This is a genomic window from Mycobacterium shottsii (assembly GCF_010728525.1).
In the GTDB taxonomy this organism is placed as follows: Bacteria; Actinomycetota; Actinomycetes; order Mycobacteriales; family Mycobacteriaceae; genus Mycobacterium; species Mycobacterium marinum.
This window is the reverse complement of sequence record NZ_AP022572.1, coordinates 4964915-4989914: the sequence shown is the minus strand read 5'-3', so window position 1 is coordinate 4989914 and position 25000 is coordinate 4964915. Positions and strand designations below refer to the sequence as shown.

The following is a 25000-nucleotide window of genomic DNA, read 5'->3' as shown; positions in this document are numbered from 1 at the left end:
CTATGCCCTGGTGCACCGGATCTCAGCAATCGCTGGCGGGTCGCAGCTTTTCGACACCTCAGGTAGATGGCGACGCCAACGGTCCCCACAACGCGCGGCGCGCGCCGGAGCTGCGGGAGAACCGCTGATCCTGCGCGCTTACACGGGATGTCAGTCCAGGTAGTCGCGCAGCACCTGCGAGCGGCTGGGGTGGCGCAGCTTGGACATCGTCTTCGACTCGATCTGGCGGATGCGTTCCCGGGTGACGCCGTAGACCTGGCCGATCTCGTCGAGCGTGCGCGGCTGGCCGTCGGTGAGACCGAAGCGCAGACGTACGACGCCGGCCTCGCGCTCGGAGAGCGTGTCCAGCACCGACTGCAGCTGGTCTTGGAGCAGGGTGAACGACACGGCATCCACCGCGACGACCGCTTCGCTGTCTTCGATGAAGTCACCGAGCTGGCTGTCGCCTTCGTCACCGATGGTCTGGTCCAGCGAGATCGGTTCCCGGGCGTACTGCTGGATCTCCAGCACCTTCTCCGGGGTGATGTCCATTTCTTTGGCCAGCTCCTCCGGCGTGGGCTCGCGGCCCAGGTCCTGAAGCAGCTCGCGCTGGATGCGGCCCAGCTTGTTGATCACCTCGACCATGTGCACCGGGATCCGGATGGTGCGGGCCTGGTCGGCCATGGCACGGGTGATGGCCTGGCGGATCCACCACGTCGCGTAAGTGGAGAACTTGTAGCCCTTGGTGTAGTCGAACTTCTCGACCGCACGGATCAGGCCCAGGTTGCCTTCCTGGATGAGGTCCAGAAACGCCATCCCGCGGCCCGTGTAGCGCTTGGCCAGCGAGACCACCAGACGCAGGTTGGCTTCCAGCAGGTGGTTTTTCGCACGATCACCGTCGCGGCAGATCCACATCATGTCGCGGCGCTGGGCTGCGGGCAGTTTTTCGCCGCGGTCTGTCAACTCAGCCATCAGCTGTGTCGCGTAGAGACCGGCCTCGATGCGCTTGGCGAGCTCAACCTCTTCCTCGGCGTTGAGCAGCGCCACCTTGCCGATCTGCTTGAGGTAGGCGCGGACCGAGTCGGCGGATGCCGTCAGTTCGGCGTCCTTGCGGGCCTGGCGCAATGCCTCCGACTCGTCCTCGTCCCAGACGAAGTCCCCCGAAGCCTTGTCTTTCTCGCTGGGCTCGGCGATCTCTTCTTCATCGCTAGGGGTTCCCGGCGCCGCGGCCGCGGGTGCCTTGGCCCCAGTGCCGTCCTCGGCGTCGTCGCCCTCTTCCGAATCGTCGTCGCCCTCGGCCTCGTCGGAGGCCGCTTCGTCCTCGTCTTCGAGGTCATCCAAGTCGAGGTCGAGATCGTCGGAGGAGTCGACGTCGATGTCCGGATCGGCATCAAGATCGTCAGCGGTGTCCAGATTGGTGTCTAGGTCCGTCGCGCCTTCGCCCGGCGCCTTGGTTCCGCGGGCGGCCTTGGTGCCTCTGGCCGACGGGCGCGTCTTCTTCGGGGCGTCGCCGGTGGTGGCGTCGTCGGCTTGACCTGTTGTTTTTGCGGCCCGCTTGGCGGGGGCCGCGCCGTTTGCGGTCTTCGTCGGTCGCTTGGCCCCAGCCTTGGCCGGGGACTTGGTGGCGGTGCGTTTCACCGGCTCACCGGTCTCCGGGCTTGCCTTGGTCGCTGCCACATACACCCCTTCGGTGGTACTCACTTCCGGCTGCGGCTGGGCGTGCTTAACCGAAAGTGTCTGTTTATGTCGAATGTCGGCGTTGATACCAGCGTGAATACTCGCTCGCTATCGGTTGGGCTGTCGCCGACGACCATTGTAACTTCACTGCGCGCGTGCACCGCCCGAGCGGGCAGAATTCAGTGCGTCACATCGGTGCTGGAGGCCATTGCCGCGCCGACAATCCCGGCGGTGTTCTGCAGGGTCGCCGCCACCACCGGCGTGCGGTTCTCCAGCAGGTGCACCCACTTGTCGGCCTTGCGGCTGATGCCACCGCCGACGATGAAAAGGTCAGGCCAGATCGCGTTTTCGATGGCTACCAGGACCCGCGTCACCTGCTTGGTCCACTTCTCGTAGCTCCAGTCGTTTTTCTCCTTGACCGACGACGCGGCCCGTTGCTCGGCCTCCTTGCCGCCGACCTCGAGATGGCCGAATTCTGTGTTGGGTATGAGCGCGCCGTTGTGAATGACCGCCGACCCGATGCCGGTTCCGAAGGTGAGGAGCACCACCAGGCCGGGCTGGTTGTTCCCGGCGCCGTACCGTTCCTCGGCGAGTCCGGCCGCATCGGCGTCGTTGAGGATCGTCACGTCCTGGCCGTTCAGTTCGGCGCTGATGACCTCGCGCGCGTTGGTACCGATCCACGACTTGTCCACGTTGGCCGCCGTCTGAACGATGCCGTGGGTGACCACGCCCGGGTAGGTCACCCCGAGCGGGCCGGTCCAGCCGAATCGATCGACCACCTCGGCGATGGTCTTGGCAACCGCTGACGGAGTTGCGGGCTGTGGGGTCGCCAGCTTGATGCGCTCGCCGATTAGCTGGCCCGTGTCCAGGTCGACGATCGCGCCTTTGATGCCGCTGCCGCCGACGTCAATCCCGAATCCGCGATGCGGCTGTGCGGCACCGGCGGTTTGGGCCATTGGGTCGGTGCTGGTCATCGGATCTCCTCGGCGAGACGTGGCGAGACGTTTTGTGTCCGGATCACCTTAGCCCGGCGACAAACCAGGCTTGGCCTGGTGAGGAGCGGGCTGTTTGGGGTGAGCCCGGCGACAAACCAGGCTTGGCCTGGTGAGGAGCGGGCTGCGCGGGGCGACCGTGATGCGATAGAGCGGTGACACGACCTGACAACGACCCTGCGCGGCTGCGCGTGGTGGCTGAGACCCTGGCCGCCGAGGCGGCCGAATTCGTGCGCAGCCGGCGCGCCGAGCTGTTTGGCGCCCATCCGGCCGCGGCTGACGAGTCGGACGCGGTGCGGGCCAAGAGCACCCCGACCGACCCGGTGACCGTCGTCGACACCGATGCGGAACGGTTGCTGCGCAGTCGACTGGCGCAACTTCGGCCCGGGGACCCGATCGTGGGGGAGGAGGGTGGCGGTCCCGCGGATTCGGCGCCGGCGCCCGACGATGCCGTTACCTGGGTGCTGGATCCCATCGACGGCACCGTGAACTTCGTCTACGGCATCCCGGCCTATGCGGTGTCGATCGGCGCCCAGGTGGGTGGCGTGTCGGTGGCCGGGGCGGTCGCCGACGTCGTGGGCCGCAGCGTGTATTCGGCGGCGCTTCGCCAGGGCGCCCACGTCACCGACGAGCAGGGAACCCGCGAGCTGCGCTGCACCGCGGTGGAGGATTTGTCGATGGCGTTGCTGGGCACCGGGTTTGGCTACTCGGCGGGACGCCGGGCCACCCAGGCCGCCCTGCTGGCCCGGATGCTGCCAATGGTCCGCGACGTGCGCCGGATCGGTTCGGCGGCGCTGGACCTGTGCATGGTCGCGGCCGGCCGTCTCGACGCCTACTACGAGCACGGGCTGCAGTTGTGGGATCGCGCCGCGGGAGCGCTGATCGCCGCCGAGGCCGGAGCGCGGGTGGTGTTGCCCGCCTCGGATGTCGTTGGCGCCGGTTTGGTCGTCGCCGCCGCGCCCGGGGTCGCCGATGAGCTGGTGGGGGTCCTGAAGCGACTCAATGCGCTCGAACCCCTGGACTGAGTCGGCTAACAGCTACTGGCGTGGATCTTTGCTATCAGGGTTGGGTCCGGCGGTTGGGTGGCGCCCGGGCGCAGGCTGCTCAGCACCGCGTCAATGTCGTCGTTGTGCGCCAGGGTGGTGAAGTCGGTGCCCAGGACGAGGTCGACGGAGTCGTCGGCCCGGCCGTCGTTGAACAATTCGGTGCACGGTGCGACCAGCCATACCGCCGCCGCGGTCGCTTGTCCGGCGGTGCCGAATCGGATCTGGCCTTGGCAGTCCAGCCGGGTGTCGGCATAGACGGGGTCGTTTGCTGCGGTCGGCTGGGTGAATCCGAGGTCTTTTAGCGCCCCAGCGACGTCGGCGGCTTGACCGCCCCGGCCGCTGGCGTTGAGCACCCGGACTTTGGTCTCGCCCAGTTGTGCGGGTGTGACGTCCGTCATTTCGGTGCGCGATACCCGCTCACCGAGTTTGACCGTTGCCGTCGCGTCGGCCGGTTGGGGCGGCGGGTTGCACACCGCGGCCTCGGTGATGTCCGGTGGGCGGGTCAGCGCGACTGTCCACACCACACCGGTCAAGACCACCAGCAGAATCACGACGATGATGGCGGGCCGGGGGTTGCGTCGCCGGAATGGCCGACCGTGTTTGTCGAAGGCGGTACCCTCGGTGATTTGTGCGACCACACGTGCACTCTAGTCCGCACGCTGACCGCACCGTTTAGGCCTGATTACAAGGGCCGATTCAAAGATGTGACGTAAATCACAGTTGAATCAAGCAAGATACGGGCACGAATCGTTTGGTGGATGCGTTCGACGCTGGTACAAAGCGTTGCTTGAAGTGATGAGGGCATGCGAGGGGACGGAACAATGCCTACCGACTATGACGCTCCACGGCGGACAGAGTCTGACGACGTGTCAGAGGATTCGCTGGAGGAGCTGAAGGCTCGACGGAACGAGGCCGCCTCGTCGGTGGTCGACGTGGATGAATCGGAATCCGCTGAGTCATTCGAGCTGCCAGGTGCTGACTTATCCGGCGAAGAGCTGTCGGTGCGTGTCATTCCGAAGCAGGCTGACGAGTTCACCTGCTCGAGCTGCTTCCTGGTGCAACACCGCAGCCGCCTGGCCAGCGAGAAGAACGGCTTGATGATCTGTACCGACTGCGCCGCCTGATCGGTCAGCTGCGCAATGCGGATAGGACCCGCTCGGGGTGGCGACAGCTCACCAGCCAGTACGGCGTCGGGTCGTCTGGGTCGTCCAGAACGAGTAGAACCATGGGCCCGACCCACGCTCGGTGCAGGACGTACGCTGCTGGGTCGAGTTGACGGCCCAGGGCCGCGGACTTGGCCGTGCGTGGAACTTCGGCGGAGCGGGCGATGGCGGTGATGGGCAGATGCGCCTCGCCGGCCCATAGCTCGACTTCGCCATCCGCGCCGGCGATGACTCGGATCTCGACTCGGCCTAGCCACAGCAATGCGGCGGCCGCCACGGTGAACAAAATCGCGTACGGGAGCCAGTCCGCGAGAGCGGCTATACCCAGATTGACCTCGAACGCGATGAGTCCTGCCAGTGCGAAGCCCAACGGCCACCACCACCAGGGGACCCAAAGTCGTTCGCGATATCGCACGCTGTGCGGCGCGACGCGCGTTTCGGACATCCGGTCAAGAGTAGTCTGTGGCCCCGTGTCGAACAGTCTCGCCGTTGTGCGTCTTGACCCCGGGCTTCCGCTGCCCAGCCGCGCTCACGATGGCGACGCGGGGGTAGACCTCTACAGCGCCGAAGACGTGGTGCTGCCCCCGGGGCAGCGGGCCCTGGTGCGCACGGGTGTTGCGGTCGCGATTCCCTTTGGCATGGTGGGTCTGGTCCATCCCCGCTCGGGGCTGGCCTCCCGCGTCGGGCTCTCGATCGTCAACAGCCCGGGCACCATCGATGCGGGGTACCGGGGCGAGCTCAAGGTCGCGCTGATCAATCTCGACCCGGCCACACCAATCGTGGTCAACCGCGGTGACCGTATCGCTCAGCTGTTGGTGCAGCGGGTCGAGTTGCTAGAGCTGGTCGAGGTTTCGACCTTCGACGAGGCCGGGCTGGCCGCGACATCCCGTGGTGATGGTGGTCATGGTTCCTCCGGCGGACATGCGAGTTTGTGATGGCATTCGGTAGACGCACCCGTAAAGGCGACAGCAGCGGCAGCCCCGTGGAACCCGATGGACCCGCAGCGCGCGAGGCCGGCGAACCGGCTGCAGATGACGTGGGCCTGGTAGGCCCGTTCGACATCGAAGACTTCGACGACCCGTCGGTTGCCCAGCTGGCCCGACTCGATCTGGGATCGGTCTTGGTTCCCATGCCGGAAGGCGGCCAGGTCCAGGTCGAACTGACCGAGAGCGGAGTTCCCAGCGCCGTGTGGGTTGTCACGGCCAACGGTCGCTTCACCATCGCTGCCTATGCGGCGCCCAAGTCCGCCGGCCTGTGGCGTGAGGTCGCATCGGAGCTCGCCGACTCGCTGCGCAAGGATTCGGCCGAGGTATCGATCAAGGACGGCCCGTGGGGTCGGGAAGTGATCGGCGCCGCCTCCGGGGTGGTGCGCTTCATCGGTGTCGACGGCTATCGGTGGATGGTCCGGTGTGTGGTCAACGGTCCGTACGAGACCATCGACACGCTGACCGATGAGGCCCGCGAGGCGCTGGCCGACACGGTGATCCGCCGCGGCGACACGCCGTTGCCGGTGCGCACCCCGCTGCCTGTGCAGTTGCCTGAGCCGATGGTGGAGCAACTGCGGCAGGCTGCGGCGGCCCAGCACGAGCAGGGACAGCAGGGACAGCAGGAGCCCGATCAGCCGGCACCGCGGCGCGGGGCGGAAGGATCTGCCATGCAGCAGCTGCGCAGCACCACCGGCGGCTAGGCGTACCCAGCGCTCAAATATCGGCCAGAGCGGCCAGGCAGGCGGCTCCCAGCGCCGAAGTGTCGGCCCCCATCTGCTCCAGCGTCACCGTCCGCAGGGCGGCGTGCGCCGCGGCGGACACCCAGTCGAGACCGACCTGCAGCGGATGGATCGGATCATCGGTCGCGGCGGCCACCCCCAGCGGCACGGTAAGGCGGCCCAATTCGCTGCTGCTTGGCGCCACGTAGCCGGCCGCCTGTTCCATCGCGTCGGGCAGCTGCGGCCATTGCACCTGCCAGGATCGAGCCAGCTCGTCGGCCAACCAGGGTGGGCTGGATGCCCGCATCTGCGTTGTTGTGGTGGCCAGGCCGTCGCGACGCAATTGCGCTGCCGTGTAGCGCGCCGCGTGGGCGGCCGGCGCCGGCCCAGGTTCCCCGGTCCATGCGGGCAGCGCGGCCAGCACGGCAACGCACCGGTCGGGATGGGCCAGCGCCCACGCGACGGCCACAGCGGCACCGATCGACACGCCGCCCACGGCGATCGGACCGGCCTGGGCGGCCTCATCCAGTGCGGCCAGATAGCCCTCGATTAGGTGTTCTGGCTGCGGCGGCGGTGTCACCAAGATGGCTTCCACGCTTTGCAGCGGGCCGGAAAAGGCCCGGTAGACGTAGTCGTCGTCGGAGCCGGTTCCGGGCAGTAATGCGACGGGTACACCGCGCAGATCGACTGGCACCCCACGATAGTGCCCGGTCATTTCAGGTACTCCAACGTTGGTAGGGCGATCCGTGTGGCGGACGGGAACTAACAGGTCTACGGTGACCGTTGGCATTGTGGAAGCTGTGCTAGCTAGTGCCACTAGCTAGCACAGCTTCCAAACGACGTTGGAGTGTCAGGAGAGGCCATGGGGGCCGAAGGTTATCTGCGCCGGCTCACCCGTCGGTTGACGGAGGACCCGGAGCAGCGCGACGTCGAAGAATTGTCCGACGAAGTCGTCAATACCGGAGCGCAGCGGGCTATCGACTGCCAACGCGGCCAGGAAGTCACGATGGTAGGCACGCTGCGCAGTGTGGAAACCAACGGCAAGGGTTGTTCCGGCGGTGTTCGGGCCGAATTGTTCGACGGGAGCGACACCGTGACGTTGGTGTGGTTGGGTCAACGCCGGATCCCCGGCATCGACTCGGGCCGCACATTGCGGGTGCGGGGACGGCTGGGCAAGCTCGAGAACGGGAGCAAGGCCATCTACAACCCGCATTACGAAATCCAGCGGTGATCATCGCTTTGGTGGCGGAGGCGGCCGGTGAGCGCTAACCGCGTCAGCGCCGAGAGCTTGCTAGCACAGGCCGGCGGGGTGAGCGGGCTGGTCTACTCGTCGGTTCCGGTAGTGATCTTCGTCGCAGTGTCCAGTATCGGCGGACTCTTGCCCGCCATCGGATCGGCGCTTGCCGCGGCCGGGTTGGTGCTGCTGCTGCGCCTGATCCGGCGCGAGTCCACCCAACCTGCGGTCTCCGGGTTCTTCGGGGTCGCCGGGTGCGCGCTGGTCGCCTACCTGGTGGGGCAGTCCAAGGGCTACTTCTTGCTCGGCATCTGGATGTCGCTGCTGTGGGCGGTCGTCTTCGCCCTGTCGATTGTTGTTCGTCGGCCCGTGGTCGGTTTTCTGTGGAGCTGGACCAGCGGGCGTGACCAGGGCTGGCGTGAGGTGCCCCGCGCCGTCTACGCGTTTGATGTCGCAACGCTGGGCTGGACGCTGGTGTTCGCGGCCCGGTTCATCGTCCAGCGGCTTCTCTACGATGCCGACAAGACGGGCTGGCTAGGGGTTGCGCGGATCGGGATGGGCTGGCCGCTGACCGCGGTGGCGGCGCTGGCGACCTATGCGGCGATCAAGGCGGCCCGGCGGGCCATGCTGGCCGTTGACGAGCCCGAGGCCGCAGAAGTCGCTGCCGTCGACACCGAGGCCTGTCGGGAGCTCTAGACCCCGGTTCGGACGCATTTAGGGCGCTGAGAGCCCCTGTACCGCGTTGAGCGTGCTCGGCGGGCTCTCCATGGGCCCGTGGGCGCCGGCGGGGCGTTGAGTGTCCTTGGAGGGCTTTGAGTGTGCGCTGAGGGCGGCGCTGCCCCCGTTGCATCGCCACCGGCGCACAGTGCGCGCCGTAATCGCACATTGGCTCGCGCAACGACAGCGCGCGGGTGGCTAGCTCGACGGCAGCAACAGCTGGCTCAGCTCTTCCTCTGCCTCGGTGACCGCGACGAAGAGCAACTCGTCGCCACCTTCAAGGGGTTCATCGGCTTGCGGGACGATGACGCGGGGTCCGCGCAGGATCGTGACCAGCACCGCATCCCGCGGTAGTTGCAGTTTGCGCACCGGTTTACCGCCCCAGGGCGTGTCGTCGGGCAGGGTGATTTCCACCAGGTTGGCCTGACCCTTGCGGAATTCCATCAGCCGCACCAGGTCGCCGACGGCGACAGCCTCTTCGATCAGCGAGGCCAACATGCGGGGCGTCGACACCGCCACGTCCACGCCCCAGGCATCGGTGAAGAGCCACTCGTTGCGGGGATCGTTGACCCGGGCCACCACCCGCGGCACCGCGAACTCCGTCTTGGCCAGCAGGCTGAGCACCACGTTGGCTTTGTCATCGCCGGTGGCGGCGACCACGACATCGAAATCTTCGAGATGAACCGACTCCAGCAGGCTCAGTTCGCAGGCATCGCCCAGCAGCCAATGCGCGGCCGGAATGGCGTCGTCGTCGACGTGGTCGCTGTTGCGTTCGATCAGGGTCACGTCGTGGGCGTTTGCGATGAGTTCGCGGGCGACTGAGCGGCCGACCGCGCCGGCGCCGGCGACAACGACTTTCATTTGCCCCACCCCTCAACCCCGGCTGCGCCGATGTGTGCGTCGCGGGCGCGGCTCATTTGGCGGTCCCCGACTCGAAATCCTCGCTCGGCGGCAGCGCCGCGATGGCGACGGCCTCGGCTGCCCGCCCGGAGATGGCGGCGACATAGACCTGGTCACCGGCCTGTAGCACCGTTTTCGGCTCGGGCAGCACGCCGGTGCCGAAACGGAGTAGGAACGCGACCCGGGCACCGGTGGCCTGCTGCAGGTCGGAGACGCGGCAGCCGACCCAGTCCTCGTGCAGCACTACTTCACAGACCGCGACGGTGCCGGTGGGATCGCGCCACTTGGCGGTCTCTGTCTCCCGGAGCAGGGCGTTGAGCAGGCGGTCGGTTGTCCACGGCACCGTGGCGATGGTGGGAATGCCGAGGCGTTCGTAGACCTCGGCGCGCTTGGCGTCATAGATCCGCGCGACGACGCGTTTGACGCCGAAGGTCTCCCGTGCCAAACGCGCCGAGATGATGTTGGAGTTGTCGCCGGAGGACACCGCGGCGAAGGCGTCCGCGCCCTCGATTCCCGCGCTGAGCAGCACATCTCGGTCGAATCCCTGACCCAGAACACGCTCGCCGGCGAATTCGGCACTGAGCCGGTTGAAGGCAGTGCTGTCGCGGTCGATCACCGACACGTCGTGGCCGATTCGCGACAGTGCATCGGCCACCGAAGAACCGACTCGGCCGCAGCCCATCACTACCACTCGCACTTGACGTCCTCTCGGCCGTATCCCTCGCGTCGAACGCAATCGGCAACCACACTGGCCAGCCGATTCCCCTATGGAAAATTCTCGCCTAGGGAACGCTACCGTCAACGCCGATGGGGCTTACCCTTGGCTCTCGTGTCCAAACTTTCCACGGCCGCGCGCCGGCTGCTAATCGGCCGGCCGTTTCGCAGCGATCGGCTTAGCCACACGCTATTGCCAAAACGGATCGCGTTGCCGGTGTTTGCCTCCGACGCGATGTCCTCGGTGGCATACGCCCCGGAGGAAATCTTTCTGATGCTGTCGGTGGCGGGCCTGGCGGCCTACTCGATGGCGCCGTGGATCGCGCTGGCGGTGGCAGCGGTGTTGCTCGTCGTGGTCTCCAGTTATCGGCAGAACGTGCACGCCTACCCATCCGGCGGCGGAGACTACGAGGTCGTCAGCACCAACCTCGGGCCCACCGCCGGCCTGGTGGTGGCCAGCGCCTTGATGGTGGATTACGTTCTCACCGTTGCGGTCTCGATAGCTTCGGCGATGTCGAACATCGGCTCGGCGATCCCATTCGTCTATGACCACAAGGTGTTCTTCGCGGTGGCCGCCATCCTGCTGGTGACGGCGTTGAATCTGCGCGGCGTCCGCGAATCAGGGCTGGCATTCGCCATCCCGACTTATGCATTCATCATCGGGATCAGCGCCATGCTGGGCTGGGGCTTGTTCCGGATCTACGTGCTGGGCAATCAGGTACGCGCCGAATCCGCTGGATTCGTGATGCACGCCGAGCACGGCAAGGTGGTTGGCATCGCGCTGGTCTTTTTGGTGGCGCGCTCGTTCTCCTCCGGCTGTGCGGCGCTCACCGGTGTGGAGGCGATCAGCAACGGGGTACCGGCCTTCCAGAAGCCGAAGTCGCGCAACGCCGCGACCACGCTGCTCATGCTGGGCGCCATCGCGGTGGCCCTGCTGATGGGTGTGGTTGCGCTGGCCGTGCAGACCGGGGCCCAAGTCGTCGACGACCCGGATACCCAGTTGACCGGTGCTCCGGACGGGTACCAGCAAAAGACGCTGGTCGCCCAGCTGGCGCAGGCCGTATTCGGCAGCTTTCACCTCGGCTTCCTGATTATCGTCGCGGTGACTGCGCTCATCTTGGTGCTGGCCGCCAACACCGCCTTCAACGGCTTCCCGGTCCTGGGCTCGGTGCTGGCTCAGCACAGCTACCTGCCCCGCCAACTACACACCCGCGGGGATCGCTTGGCGTTTTCCAACGGCATCATCTTCTTGTCCGCGGCGGCCGTCGGGGCGGTCGTCGCTTTCCGGGCTGAGCTGACGGCGCTGATCCAGCTCTACATCGTCGGCGTGTTCATTTCGTTCACGCTGAGCCAGATCGGAATGGTCCGGCACTGGACTCGCTTGCTGCGCACCGAAACCGATGTCGCGGCCCGGCGCAAGATGGTGCGCTCCCGGGTGGTCAACTCGGTTGGTCTGGTGTCCACCGGGGCTGTCCTGTTGATCGTCCTGGTCACCAAATTCCTTGCCGGCGCGTGGATCGCCATTGTGGCCATGGGTTCGGTCTTCATTCTGATGAAGATGATCCGAAGGCACTACGACACGGTCAATCGGGAACTGGAGGAGCAGGCCGCCGCCCATGACAACGAGGTGGTGTTGCCCAGCCGCAACCACGCCTTGGTGCTGGTCTCGAAGTTGCACTTGCCCACGCTGCGGGCCCTGGCCTACGCGCGGGCGACCCGTCCGGATGTGCTCGAGGCGATCACCGTCAGTGTCGATGATGTCGAGACCCGTGAGCTGGTGCGGCAGTGGGAGGACAGCGACGTCAGCGTGCCGCTGAAGGTCATTGCTTCGCCGTATCGCGAGATCACCCGTCCGGTATTGGATTACGTCAAACGGGTCAGCAAGGAATCGCCACGCACCGTGGTGACGGTGTTCATCCCGGAGTACGTGGTGGGCCGGTGGTGGGAGCAGCTGTTGCACAACCAAAGTGCCTTCCGGCTCAAGACGCGGCTGCTGTTCATGCCCGGGGTGATGGTCACCTCGGTGCCATGGCAGCTGACGTCGTCGGAGCGGATCAACACGTTGGAGCCGCATGCGGCTCCCGGCGACATGCGGCGGGGCATTTTCGATTGAACCCGAATCAGGCACTTGAACTGAACCTGGTCACCGGTGCGGCCGCCAACGGCGGTAGCTGCGTGGCCCGCCACGAGGGGCGAGTGGTCTTCGTCCGCCATGCGCTACCGGGGGAGCGGGTGCTCGCCAGAGTCACCGCGCAACGCGGTTCCTATTGGAACGCAGAGGTTATCGAGGTCATCGACCCGTCGCCGGACCGGATCGGGTCGTTGTGCCCCATCGCCGGGGTGGATGGTGCCGGGTGTTGTGATCTGGCTTTCGCGGCCCCGGACGCGGCCCGGGCGATCAAGTCGAGCGTGGTTGGCGAACAGCTGCAACGCGTTGGCGGATTCAGCTGGTCCGGCGCGGCTGAGCCGCTCTCGGATGCCGGCCCGACGGGGTGGCGTACCCGGGTTCGGCTCGAGGTGGGAGCGGACCATTGCGTGGGTTTCCACCGCTACCACAGCAACGAACTGGTCACCGATCTGGGCTGTGGGCAGCTGCCCGACGGGATGCTGGACGGGCTGGCGCAGCGGTCGGCCAAGGCCGGTTGGCCGGCCGGGGCGCAACTGCATGTGGCGCTCGGTGACGACGGGGCACGCCACTTAGTGCTCACAGTGCGCCGGGGCCGGCGAACCGACGCCAAGGTGGTCGAGGGCGACCCGCGTGTGCTGCAGCGGGTGGGCGGGCGCAGCTGGCGCATTCCGGCGACGGCGTTCTGGCAGTCACACCGCGACGCAGCGAAGGTGTACAGCGGCCTGGTTGCGGACTGGGCCCAACCTGGTGCCGGCATGACCGCCTGGGATCTCTACGGGGGAGCTGGTGTTTTCGCGGCGGTGCTCGGTGACGCGGTGGGGGAGTCGGGACGGGTCTTGAGCGTGGACACCGCGCGCGCGGCCTCGGCCGCGGCCCGCGTCGCCTTGGCTGATCTGCCCCAGGTCGAGGTGGTCACCGATTCGGTGCGACGGGTGCTGGCGGCTCAGGACGGTGGCGCCGATATTGCGGTGCTGGACCCGCCCCGACCGGGCGCCGGGCGTGAGGTCATTGATCTGCTGGCCGGTGCCGGAGTACGCCGTGTGGTTCACATTGGTTGTGAAGCAGCGTCTTTCGCTCGCGACCTCGGCTTGTATCGGGGCCACGGGTACGGCGTCGACGCCATCAAGGTGTTTGATGCCTTCCCGTTGACCCATCACGTGGAGTCCGTTGCGCTGCTAACCCACTAGCCCGTTGGGCGTCGGGGCCGAATGCGCGCGCGCCGAGGCCCGAAGCGCCGCGAACTTGATTATGCTGGCGACGGCGCTCCGGGAAGTCTGGTCGGAACTGGACGAAAGGAGCGCGCATGCGCGACCCCGAGCCGGCCGTGTCCGGCGCCGTGGGCGAGGTGATCCGGGTCCGTGGACTCACCTTCGCGTATCCGAAAGCGTCGACACCCGCGGTGCGCGGCATGGATTTCAGTGTCGGCCGCGGTGAAATCTTCGGCTTTCTCGGTCCCAGCGGTGCGGGCAAGTCGACGACGCAACGAATTCTGATCGGGCTACTGCGTGGCCACGGCGGTGAAGTGGCGGTGTGGGGCAAGGACCCGGCGAGCTGGGGCTCCGACTACTACGAGCGCATCGGCGTGTCGTTCGAGCTGCCCAATCACTATCAGAAACTCACCGGGCTGGAGAACCTGCAGTTCTTCGCTTCGCTTTACAGCACGCCGACGCTGGATCCGATGCAGCTACTCGAGGCGGTTGGATTGGCCGACCACGCAGATACCCGGGCGGGCAAGTACTCCAAAGGCATGCAGATGCGCCTGACGTTCGGCAGGGCGCTACTCAACGACCCCGAGTTGCTCTTCCTGGACGAACCGACTTCGGGGATGGATCCGGTGAACGCCCGCAGCGTGAAGAACATGATCATGGATCTGAAGGCACGCGGGCGCACGGTGTTTCTCACCACACACGACATGGCGACGGCGGACGAGCTGTGTGACCGGGTGGCCTTTGTCGTCGACGGGAGCATCGTCGCGTCTGACCGGCCCGCCGAGTTGAAGATCGCCCGCAGCCAGCGCCTGGTCACGGTCGAATATCGAGGCAACGGCGGTGGTTTGAGCGCCGCGGAGTTTTCGCTGGACACGCTGGCCGACGACCCGGCATTTCACGCGGTGCTGCGTGAACATCAGGTCGAGACGATCCACAGCAGGGAAGCCAGCCTCGAGGACGTATTCGTCGAAGTCACCGGCCGGCGGTTGTCGTGAGCCGCTTGAGCACGGCGCTGCGGCTGGAGCTGACGCTGCAAAACCGTCAGCGGTTCCTGCATGCCGCGGTGTTTTCGGGGTTGATCTGGCTGGCGGTGCTGCTGCCGATGCCGGCCGACTTGCGTTCGGTTGCCGAACCTTACGTGCTCTCCGGTGACATCACCATCATCGGGTTCTTCTTTGTCGCCGGCACGGTCTTCTTCGAAAAGCAGGAGCGCACGCTGAGCGCGGTGATCGCCACCCCGCTGCGGTTCGGGGAATATCTGGCGGCCAAACTGGCCGTCCTGCTGATGGTTTCGGTCGGGGTGGCGGTGGTGGTGGCCACCATCGCGCATGGGTTTTCCTACTCGCCCGCGCCGATGATCGTCGCGGTGGCGCTGGGGACGTTGTTGATGCTGCTGGTGGGGTTCATCAGCTCGTTGCCATTCGCCTCGATCAGCGACTGGTTCCTGGTGGCGACGATCCCGCTGGCCGTAATGAATCTGCCGGTGCTGTACTACTCCGGGGTGTGGCCGCACCCGGTGCCGTATGCCATTCTCACCCAGGGGCCGCTGTTGCTGCTCGGCGCGGCCTTCGGTCAGCTGACCCTGGCGCCCTGGCAAATCGGATACGCGCTGTTGTATCCGTCGGTGTGTGTCGGGTGCTGTATCGAGTGGCTGAGGCAAGTTTCGCCCGTTACGTCGTCGCTGCGGCGGGTAGCTGGTGAGCGCCCCGGCCGGCGCGTCGATACGCGCACTGATCGCGTTTGGGCGCAACGACATCCGCGGTACCTATCGTGAGCCGCTGTTGGTCATGATCGTGGTCGCACCCGTCATCTGGACCAGCGCAGTCGCGCTGCTGACGCCGCGGGTGACCACGATGCTGGCCGATCGCAACGGGTTCGACCTGAGGCCCTACTATCCGCTGATCCTGACCGCATTCCTGTTGTTGACCAGCATCATCATCGTCGGTGGTTTGGCGGCGTTTCTCGTTCTCGACGAGGTGGACGCCGGCACGCTGGCCGCGCTGCGGGTCACCCCGGTGCCGCTGTCGACCTTCTTTGTCTATCGTGCCGCCACCGTCATGTTCGTCACCACCATCTATGTGGTGGCAACGTTGTCGCTCAGCGGCATACTCGAGCTGCGGCTGTTGCCCTCGCTGATCCCGATCGGCCTGCTCGCGGGACTGTCGGCGGTGGTGACCCTGCTGTTGATTCTGGCCGTGGCCAACAACAAGATTCAGGGTCTGGCCGCCGTCCGCGCGCTGGGGATGCTGATCGCGGGATTGCCCTGCCTGCCCTGGTTCATCCACTCCAACTGGAACTTCGTGTTCGCGGTGTTGCCCCCGTATTGGCCGGCCAAAGCGTTCTGGCTGGCCAGCGATCACGCCACCTGGTGGCCGTACCTGGTGGCGGGAAGCGCCTACAACCTGGCGCTGGCCTGGGCGCTGTTCCGCCGTTTCCACGCCAAACACGTGGCCTCGGTGTAGCCGGGTCAACTCCAAACGAAGTAGCGCAGCCACAGGTAGGCCGCCGCCACCAGCAGTGAGATGGTGGTGACCACGATGCCTTTGCGGGTGAATTCCCAGAATGAGATGGGAGTGCCTGCCCGGCGGGCGATTCCCAGCATCACGACGTTGGCGCTGGCGCCGACGGCGGTGAGGTTGCCACCGAAGTCGGCGCCCAGGGCCAGCGCCCACCACAGCGCGTCCGGGTTGACCTGACCGGGCATCACCGCGACCAGTTCGGTGACGATCGGCGTCATGGTGGCGACGTAGGGGATGTTGTCGATGATGCCCGACACCGGAGCCGACACCACGATGATCAAGAAGACGGTGAATAGCTCGTTGCCGCCGGTCAGTTCGATGGCCCCGCGTGCCAACTTGTCCACGACGCCGGTCTTCACCAGAGCCCCGACCATGATGAACAGTCCCGCGAAGAACAGCAGCGTTTCCCACTCGACGCTGGCCAGATAATCGCGGCCGGCCAATCCGGAGATGATGATCAGCACCCCCGCGCCCAGCAGTGCCACCACCGAGGGCTGGATGTGCAGCACCGGATGGCCGACGAAAGCGGCGAAAACCGCCAGCAGCACCACGCCGCATTTGATCAGCAGCTTGCGATCGCTGATCGCTTCGCGTTCGTTCAGCGACATGACGTCGGCGACCCGTTCCGGCTCGACGGTGATCGAGCCGAACAGGCGGGGCAGTAGTGCGACAAAGATGACCAGCACGATAAGAACTACCGGAGCCATGTTGATCAGGAAGTCGTTGAAGGTCAGCCCGCCCTTGCTGGCGATGATGATGTTCGGCGGGTCGCCGACCAGTGTCGCCGCGCCGCCGATGTTGGATGCGAAAACCTCGGCGATCAAGAACGGAGCCGCGTTGATCACCAACCGGTCGCAGACCAGCAGCGTGACCGGGGCGATCAGCAGCACCGTGGTGACGTTGTCCAACAGGGCCGATCCGAATGCCATCACCAGGACCAGCAGGATCATGATGCGGGTTGGGGAGCCTTTGGCACGTTTGACGGCCGAGATGGCGATGTACTCGAAGACACCGGTCTGCCGTAGCACGCTGACGATGATCATCATCCCCAGCAGCAAAAAGATGACGTCCCAGTCGATTCCGGTGTCGTGCGAATAAAACACGTCGTGGGAGTCAACGATCCCGATCGCGAGCATGATCGCCGCACCCACCAGGGCCGCCCGGGTCTTGCTGACCCGGTCGCTGGCGATGAGCGCGTAGGTGACGACGAACACCCCGATCGCAATGGCGCTCACGGGATCTCCTCAAAAACGTTACCGGGTGTCTGCACTGGTCAACTCAGCACGAAGTAGCGCACCCAGAGATAGATGGCGGCCAGCACCAGTGACATCGTGGTGACCACAATGCCCTTGCGGGTGAATTCCCAGAAAGAGATGGGATTGTCCGCCCGCTTGGCGATGCCGAGGACGATGACATTGGCGCTGGCCCCGATAGCGGTGAGGTTGCCACCGAAGTCGGTGCCCAGGGCAAGGGCCCACCACAACACGTCCGGGTTGCCCTTGTCGACCAGGACCGGCACCAATTCGGCGACGATCGGCGTCATGGTGGCCGCGTACGGAACGTTGTTGACGATGCCGCTGATCACCAGCGAGGCGGCCAGGATCACCATGGTCGCCAGCAGTGTGTTGCCGCCGGTCGCGGTCACCGCCATTTGCGCGACCTGCGTGACCACACCGGTTTTCACCAGCGCGCCGACCATGATGAACAGACCCACGAAAAACAGCAGCGTGTCCCACTCGACGCTGGACAGATAATCGGAGTGGTCCAGCCGGGAGACGACCACCAGAATGCCGGCACCGATCATCGCCACCATGGACGGCTTCACGTGCAGCGCAGAATTCGCGACGAATGCCGCGAACACCAGGAGCAAGACGATGCCGCACTTGATCAGCAGGCCGTGGTCGCGGATGGCCTCCTTCTCTTCCAACGACATCACGTCGGCGACTCGCTCGGGGTCGGCCTCGAATGCGTCGGGGAACAGGCGCGGCAGCATCAGGATGAACACCGCCATCACGATGACCACGATCGGAGCCAGGTGGATCAGGAAGTCGTTGAACGTCAGCCCGCCCTTGCTGGCGATGACGATATTGGGCGGGTCACCGACCAGCGTCGCGGTGCCGCCGATGTTGGAGGCAAACGCTTCGGCCATCAGATACGGCGCCGGGTTGATCACCAGCCGGTCACACACCAGCAGGGTGACCGGGGCGATCAGCAACACCGTGGTGACGTTGTCCAGCAGCGCCGATGCGACCGCGGTGACGATCACCAACAGGATCATGATCCGCAGTGGTTTGCCGCGGGCCCGCTTGGCCGCCCAGATAGCGACGTATTCGAACACACCGGTCTGGCGCAGCACGCTGACGATGATCATCATGCCGAGCAGCAAAAAGATGACGTCCCAGTCGACCCCGGTCTCGTGGGAATAGAAGACGTCCTCGGAATTGATGACCGGCAGCATCACCACGATCGCCGCACCGGCCAACGCCACTAGGGTCTTGTTGACGCGTTCGCTGGCGATCAGCGCATAAGCCACCACAAATATGGCGACCGCGACAATGCTCATCGAGTCGCTACCTGTGCCTTTACCCGCAGACCGTCTATCGCTGAATCCGTTGAGATCAAGGCCTTAGCGCCGCTCCCAGAAGGCGCGATGCCGTGATCACCCCGTGCAACTTGCCGTTCTTGACCACCGCGAGCAGCGGGCTGCGCAACCGAGCCATCAGCGCGGCCACCTCGATGATGGTGTCGTCGGCATTGACCGGCGGAACGTCATTGAGGTGATCGGGCAACACATCGCTGACCTTCTTGCCGCGCAATTTCTCCGCGCAGCGGTCTGCCATCGATTCGTTGAGCACACCGGCCAGCGATGGGTCGTCCTGGACATAGCGGGGAACGATGAATCGGACCACCTGCGACGCCGGTAACACCGCGTAGGGACTGCCGGTTTTCTTGGTAACCAGCAACCCGGGCAGGCGGTGCTCGGCCAGCGTGCGTGCGGCCTCGAGTGCGTCTGAGTCGATGCTGATTACCGGATACTCCTCGGCGATGTCCTCGGCGCGCATATGGTGACCATACGTTGCCGGTGTGGTCAGGGTTAGCTCATTTGCGCCCATCGTGTTCTTTCGCGTCGTAAGTGCTTGCAGGACAATCAGACGCCGACCAGGCTTCCCGGCTCACCGGTCTCCGACGCTATCAAGCCGTCGAGATGATGGGCGGCGGAGGTCAATGATGGCTCCGACGCGCAGGCGCTGCGTACACTGGCGGGATGCTGGAACAGATCCGTGGTCCCGCTGATCTGCAGCACCTGTCTCAGGCGCAGTTGCGTGATCTGGCCCAGGAGATCCGAGAGTTTCTGGTGCACAGGGTCGCCGCCACCGGGGGACACCTGGGACCGAATCTTGGGGTCGTGGAGCTGACGCTGGCTTTGCACCGGGTGTTCGACTCGCCCCATGATCCGATCATCTTCGACACGGGTCACCAGGCCTACGTGCACAAGATGCTGACCGGCCGCGCCCAGGACTTCGAAAGCCTGCGCAAGAAGGGCGGGTTGTCGGGTTATCCGTGCCGGGTCGAGAGCGAACACGACTGGGTGGAATCCAGCCACGCCAGCGCGGCGCTGTCCTACGCCGACGGTCTGTCCAAGGCGTTCGAGCTGAGCGGGCTCCGTAATCGGCATGTGGTTGCGGTGGTCGGCGACGGCGCGCTCACCGGCGGCATGTGCTGGGAAGCGTTGAACAACATCGCAGCCTCGCACCGGCCGGTGGTCATCGTCGTCAACGACAACGGGCGCAGCTACGCGCCCACCATCGGCGGGGTCGCCGATCACCTGGCCAAGCTGCGGTTGCAGCCGGCCTACGAACAGGTGCTGGAGAAGGGCCGAGACGTGGTACGGGCGGTGCCGCTGGTCGGCGAAGTCTGTTACCACTTCATGCACAGCGTCAAGGCCGGTATCAAGGACTCCCTGTCGCCGCAGTTGCTGTTCACCGACCTCGGGTTGAAGTACGTCGGCCCGGTCGACGGACACGATGAGCGGGCGGTAGAGGTCGCGTTGCGCAGTGCCCGCGGTTTCGGTGGCCCGGTGATCGTGCACGTGGTCACCCGCAAGGGAATGGGTTACGGCCCGGCCGAGGCCGACGTGGCCGAGCAGATGCACTCCACGGTTCCGATCGACCCGGCCACCGGGCAGGCCACCAAGCTGGCGGGCCCGGGCTGGACGACGACGTTCGCCGATGCCTTGATCGAATACGCCGGCAAGCGCCGCGACATCGTGGCCATCACCGCCGCGATGCCGGGCCCCACCGGTTTGACCGCGTTCGGCCAGCAGTTCCCGGACCACCTGTTCGACGTCGGTATCGCCGAGCAACACGCGATGACGTCGGCGGCCGGGCTGGCGATGGGCGGAATGCACCCGGTCGTCGCGATCTACTCGACGTTCCTGAACCGCGCATTCGACCAGATCATGATGGATGTCGCGCTGCACCAGCTGCCGGTCACCATGGTGCTCGACCGGGCCGGGATCACCGGTTCGGATGGTCCCAGCCACAACGGCATGTGGGATTTGTCGATGCTGGGCATCGTTCCCGGAATGCGGGTAGCCGCGCCCAGGGATGCCGCCCGGTTGCGGGAGGAACTTGGCGAGGCGCTCGAGGTCAGCGATGGTCCGACGGCGTTGCGGTTCCCCAAAGGCGATGTGGGCGAAGATATTCCGGCACTGGAACGGCGCGATGGCATGGATGTGTTGGCCGTGCCGGCTAGCGGCTTGAACCACGACGTGCTGCTGATAGCGGTAGGTGCATTGGCGTCGATGGCGCTGGCGGTGGCCAAACGGCTGCACAACCAGGGGATCGGGGTGACGGTGATCGACCCTCGCTGGGTGTTGCCGGTGGCCGATGGGATCGGCGACCTGGCGGTGGCGCACAAGCTGGTGGTGACGCTGGAGGACAACGGCGTCAACGGTGGCGTCGGGTCAGCGGTGTCCGCTGCGCTGCGGCGTGCCGAGATCGACGTGCCCTGTCGCGATGTGGGGTTGCCGCAGCAGTTCTTCGAGCACGCCTCGCGTGGTGAACTGCTGGCCGACCTGGGGTTGACCGATCAGGACGTGGCCCGCCGGGTCACCGGTTGGGTTGCCGCGCTGGGTGCTTGCGTTTCGGAAGCCGAGATCAAAGAACATCTCGACTAGGGCGTGTCTGCTTAATGTGAATGGTGTTTTGGCTGATGCTGTTTGGGTGATGCGGACGCATGCGATTTCTGATGATTTGTGGTCGCTGATCGTGGCGGTGTTGCCTGCGGGGCGGCGGCGTGGCCGGCCGTGGAACGATCATCGACGTACTCTGGAGGGCATTATCTGGCGTTACCGTACGGGATCTCCGTGGTGTGACCTGCCCGAGCACTTCGGTCCCTGGCAATCGGTGGCCGAGAGGCATCTACGCTGGTCGGTCGATGGCATCTACGCGCGGATCTTCGCGGCGATCGCCTCTGACCTCGACGCCGAGGACGCCGACCTGGGCGCACTGTTGTCGGTCGATTCGACCAGTGTGCGCGCCCACCAACACGCAGCCGGAGCGCCCCGGGCGCCGCACAGGGGGATCTGTCGAATTACAAGAAATATCTCGATGAGCCCGATGACCACGCCATTGGGCGTTCCCGCGGCGGGCTGACTACCAAGATCCACGCCTTGACCGACCAGCTGTGCAGTCCGGTCACCCTGGCACTGTCGGCCGGTCAAGCCGGTGATAATCCGATGCTTTGGCCATTGCTGGCCGCCCGGTGCAGCAACTCATACGCCCCGTTTCGCCTGCTGGCGGACAAGGCGTACTCCCATGACTCGACGCGGGCACAGCTGCGCCGGCTCAAGATCGCCCATACCATCCCCGAGCGCAGCGACCAGATCACCCGCCGCAAAGCCAAAGGCCGCAACAGAGGACGGCCTCCGGGGTTCTCAGGCCGAATCTACAAGCACCGCAACACCGTCGAGCGAAGCTTCAACGGGCTCAAACACTGGCGCGCGGTCGCCACCCGCTACGACAAATACGCCCTGACCTACCTCGGCGGTGTCACCCTGGCCGCCATCATCACCTACCACCGCGTCCGCAATTAGCAGACAGGACCTAGCGGGCGCCCGGTTCGGTCTCGGGTTCGGCGGCATTGGCCAGCGCCGCGGCCAGGGCGGGTACCACCAGCTCACGCTGCCAGACCCGGGCTTGCCCGGTGGCCAAGAATTCATCGATGGTGCTGGTTATCTCGGCGGCGGCCACCGGTGCCCAGTCCCAGCACAGGCGCCGCACCAGCTCGGGCGTGACCAGGTTCTCCGTCGGCACTCCCACCGAATCCGACACCTCGGACAACGCCGCGCGGGCGGCCTCCAGGCGCGCGGCAGCTTCGGGTTTGCGTCGGCTCCACCGCGCCGGAACGGGCGGCCCATTGGAGGGTTCGGCCACTTCCGGCGGATGCTGGCTCTTGCGCGCGACGTCCAGGGCCCCGAGCCACATCGTCGCGTTGCGGCGCTGGTTGCGCCCGCCGAACACCGGCAATGACACCAGGTCGTCGACCGACTTCGGGTCGGCGAGGGCGGCATCGATGATCGCCGAGTCCGGCAGAATCCGGCGGGGCGCGATGTCACGACGCTCGGCGATGCGGTCTCTGGTTATCCACAACTCGCGAACGGCGGCCAGACCTCGCCGGTCACGCACTTTGTGGATCCCCGAGGTTCGCCGCCAGCGGTCCGGCCGGGCGGTGGCCGGCACCCAACGTGATTCGAACGTCCGCAGATACTCGAATTCTTGCGCGGCCCAGTCGGATTTACCTTGCTCGGCCAGCACCCCCGAGATCGCCGAGCGTAGCTCGATGAGCAACTCCACGTCCAACGCGGCGTAGTTGAGCCAGTCCGACGGCAGCGGACGCTTGGACCAGTCGGCGGCGCCGTGGCCTTTGACCAGGCCCATGCCGAGTAGCCGCTCGACCATGGTCGCCAGGTTCACCCGGTCGTACCCGGCCAATCGCCCCGCCAGTTCGGTGTCGTACAACGCCGACGGACGCATCCCAACCTCGGCCAGACAGGGCAGGTCCTGGTCGGCCGAGTGCAGGATCCACTCGTCTTTGGCCAGCACTTCGGCCAGCGGTTGCAGCACGGTCAGCGGGTCACCGCCGTGGCTGACCGGGTCGATCAGCACCGTTCCGGCGCCGGCCCGCCGGATCTGGATCAGATAGGCCCGATTGGAGTAACGAAAGCCCGATGCGCGCTCGGCGTCGACGGCAAAGGGCCCGCTGCCGCGGTCCAGGAGTGTCGCGGCCGCCTCGATCTGGCCGGCGGTCACGGAGAGTTCCGGAACCCCGCTCGCCGGGCTCAGCAGGGGAGTGGCTTCGGGTGCTGTGCCCTCCGGCGGTTCGTTCCCCTCAGGAGATAGGGCTGAGCACATATCAGGCGCGCGACCTCGAGCCCAGGTCGACGACCCCGGCCGGCGGCAGGCCCGCGGCGTGCTCGAGGACAGCGCAGAACGCCTCGACGTGGCTGCCTAGATCGGGTGTGGTCGCCGTCCACGACGCTCGTAGCTCGAGCTGATGGGCGCGCGGCGGTCCGGAGATGTCGCCGTAGCGCACCGATGTGGTGGCGGTGACGGTGCCGCCGAGCGCGGTCACGTGTTCGGTGCGTGATTGCAACGCCTCCACCAGCCAACTCCACGCCACTTCCGGTAGCAGCGGATCGATCGCCTCGTGCGAGTCGAGATCGGCCTGAATGTAGGCAACCAGGCGAATGGTGCCGTCCCACGCGTCAGAACCATCAGGGTCATAGAGCAGAATCAGCCGTCCGAAAGCGTCGCCTTCGGATCGTTCGGGCACGATGTCGAGCTCGGGATGCTTGACTTCGGCCCCCAGGGCATAGCTGTACGGGGCCAGCCGCTGTGGCGGGCGGATGGGGCCGAGTTCAATCTCGGGCCGCACGGTGACAGCGTTCATCGCCGCTACCGCCTCGCGGAAAGGGGTCGGTTCGGCTGAGGTCACAAGCGCCGCTCCTTTCCCCCGCAAGCGGGAGGTGCCCCCCCAATCGCTGCGCCCCGTCTTATCGTCGGCGCGGTTCACAGAATTCGACGGTAGACCCATCGGTCGACACGCGGGGACAGGCGCGCCGCTTCGTCGCCGGCTAGGGCCCCTCGGTGCGGTCGGTAAACCGGGCGGGACGCTTCTGCCGGTGCGCGGCCAGGCCTTCCTGCACGTCGGGGCCGGTGAACCCGAGAAACTCCAGGCCAAGCGACGTTTCGAAGGTCGGCCCGAACATCCGGTACCAGTGATTGAGGCTGCGCTTGGTCCAGCGGATCGCGTTTTGCGCCCCCTGCCCCAGATTCTCGGCCAGCCGGGTGGCGGTGGGCAGCACCTCATCGTCATCGACGCACGTCGAGACCAGGCCGATGCGTTCGGCTTCTTCGCCGGACAGTGTCTCGCAGGTGAGTAGGTAGTACTTGGCCTTGGCCATGCCGACCAGCAGCGGCCAGCAGATGGCGGCGTGGTCACCGGCCGCCACCCCGAGCTTGGTGTGGCCGTCGATGATTTTCGCGGTTGCGCTTGCCACCGAGATATCGGCGAGCAGCGCTACCACCAGACCGGCGCCAACGGCCGGGCCGCGAATCGCCGAAACCACCGGCTTGTCGAGGTTGCCCAGGTTTAGCACCAGGTCACGGGCCTCGCGCAATGCGGATTCGGCCTTCGTAGTCGCCGATCGTTTCGTCGATGAGCTCAAAACTGCCCCCGGACGAAAACGCTTTGCCCTCACCACGAACCAGCACCACCCGCACGTCGGGGTCACGGTCGATCACCGGCCAGACGTCGGCGAGGTCGCGGTGCATCTGCGGTCCGACCGAATTCAGCCCGGGGGAGTCCAGCACCAGATTCAGCACGCCGTGCTCACCCGGCTCGAAGCGAAGGCTGGGGAAATCTTAGTAGGTGAGTGGCATGCGGCGCTCCTGACCGTTGATGGTTGCCAGCTGGTTGCCGTCGTGATGTTACGCAGCGGCCCGATGGCCTGCG

At 65.9% G+C, this 25000-nt stretch carries 25 protein-coding genes and 2 pseudogenes; 13 read left to right on the top strand and 14 right to left on the bottom strand.

The window, feature by feature from the left end:
* Positions 1-150 precede the first annotated feature (150 nt).
* Positions 151-1662, bottom strand: a complete 1512-nt coding sequence (locus tag G6N41_RS23135) for an RNA polymerase sigma factor (RefSeq protein WP_231609040.1) — start codon at positions 1660-1662, stop codon at positions 151-153.
* Positions 1663-1835: 173 nt separating this feature from the next.
* Positions 1836-2630 carry a polyphosphate--glucose phosphotransferase gene (gene ppgK, locus G6N41_RS23130; RefSeq protein WP_020728408.1) on the bottom strand — a complete coding sequence of 265 codons (795 nt, stop codon included), beginning with the start codon at positions 2628-2630 and terminating at the stop codon, positions 1836-1838.
* A 173-nt stretch (positions 2631-2803) separates the two neighbouring features.
* On the opposite strand from ppgK, the gene G6N41_RS23125 reads away from it, so the two are divergent.
* Positions 2804-3673 (top strand): inositol monophosphatase family protein, encoded by an 870-nt coding sequence (locus G6N41_RS23125; RefSeq protein WP_198965770.1) that lies wholly within the window; start codon positions 2804-2806, stop codon positions 3671-3673.
* A gap of 5 nt (positions 3674-3678) precedes the next feature.
* Here the strand turns inward: G6N41_RS23125 and cei are convergent, their stop codons facing one another.
* Positions 3679-4332 (bottom strand): envelope integrity protein Cei, encoded by a 654-nt coding sequence (cei, locus tag G6N41_RS23120; protein WP_012393797.1) that lies wholly within the window; start codon positions 4330-4332, stop codon positions 3679-3681.
* Between the two features lie 183 nt (positions 4333-4515).
* On the opposite strand from cei, the gene G6N41_RS23115 reads away from it, so the two are divergent.
* Positions 4516-4818, top strand: coding sequence for a DUF4193 domain-containing protein (locus G6N41_RS23115; protein ID WP_011741131.1), 303 nt, complete (start codon positions 4516-4518; stop codon positions 4816-4818).
* 4 nt (positions 4819-4822) lie between these two features.
* Here G6N41_RS23115 and G6N41_RS23110 read toward each other — a convergent pair whose 3' ends face one another.
* Positions 4823-5302, bottom strand: a complete 480-nt coding sequence (locus G6N41_RS23110; protein ID WP_198965769.1) for a DUF3093 domain-containing protein — start codon at positions 5300-5302, stop codon at positions 4823-4825.
* A gap of 25 nt (positions 5303-5327) precedes the next feature.
* Here G6N41_RS23110 and dut point away from each other — a divergent pair, with 25 nt between their 5' ends.
* Entirely contained in the window at positions 5328-5792 is a 465-nt protein-coding gene (dut, locus tag G6N41_RS23105; protein WP_198965768.1) for a dUTP diphosphatase, read from the top strand.
* Positions 5792-6544, top strand: a complete 753-nt coding sequence (locus tag G6N41_RS23100; protein ID WP_407663667.1) for a DUF3710 domain-containing protein — start codon at positions 5792-5794, stop codon at positions 6542-6544. The genes dut and G6N41_RS23100 overlap by 1 nt, the downstream gene beginning before the upstream one ends.
* Positions 6545-6557: 13 nt before the next feature.
* On the opposite strand, the gene G6N41_RS23095 is transcribed toward G6N41_RS23100, so the two are convergent.
* Complete coding sequence (locus G6N41_RS23095) at positions 6558-7256, bottom strand: serine aminopeptidase domain-containing protein (RefSeq protein ID WP_231608682.1); 699 nt, start codon at positions 7254-7256, stop codon at positions 6558-6560.
* A 168-nt stretch (positions 7257-7424) separates the two neighbouring features.
* On the opposite strand from G6N41_RS23095, the gene G6N41_RS23090 reads away from it, so the two are divergent.
* Positions 7425-7793: an OB-fold nucleic acid binding domain-containing protein gene (locus G6N41_RS23090; RefSeq protein WP_011741126.1), complete on the top strand. Its 369-nt coding sequence runs from the start codon at positions 7425-7427 to the stop codon at positions 7791-7793.
* Positions 7794-7820: 27 nt separating this feature from the next.
* Complete coding sequence (locus G6N41_RS23085; RefSeq protein WP_020728413.1) at positions 7821-8492, top strand: DUF3159 domain-containing protein; 672 nt, start codon at positions 7821-7823, stop codon at positions 8490-8492.
* 219 nt (positions 8493-8711) lie between these two features.
* On the opposite strand, the gene G6N41_RS23080 is transcribed toward G6N41_RS23085, so the two are convergent.
* Together G6N41_RS23080 and G6N41_RS23075 are read right to left on the bottom strand one after the other, a co-directional pair.
* On the bottom strand, positions 8712-9374 hold the full coding sequence (locus tag G6N41_RS23080) for a potassium channel family protein (protein WP_011741124.1): 663 nt from the start codon (positions 9372-9374) through the stop codon (positions 8712-8714).
* A gap of 52 nt (positions 9375-9426) precedes the next feature.
* Positions 9427-10110 (bottom strand): potassium channel family protein, encoded by a 684-nt coding sequence (locus tag G6N41_RS23075; protein ID WP_198965765.1) that lies wholly within the window; start codon positions 10108-10110, stop codon positions 9427-9429.
* 132 nt (positions 10111-10242) lie between these two features.
* On the opposite strand from G6N41_RS23075, the gene G6N41_RS23070 reads away from it, so the two are divergent.
* The 5 genes and pseudogenes from G6N41_RS23070 to G6N41_RS23050 all read left to right on the top strand — a co-directional run bounded on the left by G6N41_RS23070 (position 10243) and on the right by G6N41_RS23050 (position 15925).
* Complete coding sequence (locus G6N41_RS23070; RefSeq protein ID WP_198965764.1) at positions 10243-12240, top strand: APC family permease; 1998 nt, start codon at positions 10243-10245, stop codon at positions 12238-12240.
* Entirely contained in the window at positions 12237-13442 is a 1206-nt protein-coding gene (locus G6N41_RS23065; RefSeq protein ID WP_198965763.1) for a class I SAM-dependent RNA methyltransferase, read from the top strand. Before G6N41_RS23070 ends, G6N41_RS23065 begins: the two co-directional genes overlap by 4 nt.
* 116 nt (positions 13443-13558) lie before the next feature.
* Positions 13559-14458 carry an ABC transporter ATP-binding protein gene (locus tag G6N41_RS23060; protein ID WP_198965762.1) on the top strand — a complete coding sequence of 300 codons (900 nt, stop codon included), beginning with the start codon at positions 13559-13561 and terminating at the stop codon, positions 14456-14458.
* Positions 14455-15164: pseudogene (locus G6N41_RS23055) on the top strand (fluoroquinolone export ABC transporter permease subunit). Before G6N41_RS23060 ends, G6N41_RS23055 begins: the two are co-directional and overlap by 4 nt.
* Positions 15161-15925, top strand: a complete 765-nt coding sequence (locus G6N41_RS23050; RefSeq protein ID WP_036455482.1) for a hypothetical protein — start codon at positions 15161-15163, stop codon at positions 15923-15925. The pseudogene G6N41_RS23055 and the gene G6N41_RS23050 overlap by 4 nt, the downstream one beginning before the upstream one ends.
* A gap of 5 nt (positions 15926-15930) precedes the next feature.
* On the opposite strand, the gene G6N41_RS23045 is transcribed toward G6N41_RS23050, so the two are convergent.
* Genes G6N41_RS23045 through G6N41_RS23035 form a run of 3 tightly spaced genes read right to left on the bottom strand, consistent with a single transcriptional unit; the run spans position 15931 to position 19044 of the window.
* The gene (locus G6N41_RS23045) at positions 15931-17217 is read right to left on the bottom strand and encodes an ArsB/NhaD family transporter (protein ID WP_198965761.1); all 1287 of its coding nucleotides are present in this window, start codon (positions 17215-17217) and stop codon (positions 15931-15933) included.
* Between the two features lie 38 nt (positions 17218-17255).
* Positions 17256-18545 (bottom strand): ArsB/NhaD family transporter, encoded by a 1290-nt coding sequence (locus G6N41_RS23040; RefSeq protein WP_198965760.1) that lies wholly within the window; start codon positions 18543-18545, stop codon positions 17256-17258.
* 55 nt (positions 18546-18600) lie between these two features.
* Positions 18601-19044 (bottom strand): CBS domain-containing protein, encoded by a 444-nt coding sequence (locus G6N41_RS23035; RefSeq protein ID WP_012393810.1) that lies wholly within the window; start codon positions 19042-19044, stop codon positions 18601-18603.
* Positions 19045-19247: 203 nt separating this feature from the next.
* Here G6N41_RS23035 and dxs point away from each other — a divergent pair, with 203 nt between their 5' ends.
* Together dxs and G6N41_RS23025 are read left to right on the top strand one after the other, a co-directional pair.
* Positions 19248-21161: a 1-deoxy-D-xylulose-5-phosphate synthase gene (gene dxs / locus G6N41_RS23030; RefSeq protein ID WP_198965759.1), complete on the top strand. Its 1914-nt coding sequence runs from the start codon at positions 19248-19250 to the stop codon at positions 21159-21161.
* 46 nt (positions 21162-21207) lie between these two features.
* Positions 21208-22079 (top strand): annotated as a pseudogene (locus G6N41_RS23025) (IS5 family transposase).
* Between the two features lie 10 nt (positions 22080-22089).
* On the opposite strand, the gene G6N41_RS23020 reads toward G6N41_RS23025, so the two are convergent.
* From G6N41_RS23020 to G6N41_RS29645, 4 genes are all read right to left on the bottom strand, one after another.
* Positions 22090-23397, bottom strand: a complete 1308-nt coding sequence (locus G6N41_RS23020) for a ribonuclease D (RefSeq protein ID WP_198965758.1) — start codon at positions 23395-23397, stop codon at positions 22090-22092.
* 1 nt (position 23398) lies between these two features.
* Positions 23399-23935 (bottom strand): DUF3000 domain-containing protein, encoded by a 537-nt coding sequence (locus G6N41_RS23015; protein WP_231608681.1) that lies wholly within the window; start codon positions 23933-23935, stop codon positions 23399-23401.
* 184 nt (positions 23936-24119) lie between these two features.
* Positions 24120-24746 (bottom strand): enoyl-CoA hydratase/isomerase family protein, encoded by a 627-nt coding sequence (locus G6N41_RS23010; RefSeq protein WP_259593241.1) that lies wholly within the window; start codon positions 24744-24746, stop codon positions 24120-24122.
* Positions 24649-24858, bottom strand: coding sequence for a Clp protease/crotonase-like domain-containing protein (locus tag G6N41_RS29645; RefSeq protein ID WP_265338842.1), 210 nt, complete (start codon positions 24856-24858; stop codon positions 24649-24651). The genes G6N41_RS23010 and G6N41_RS29645 overlap by 98 nt, the downstream gene beginning before the upstream one ends.
* Positions 24859-25000: the final 142 nt, after the last annotated feature.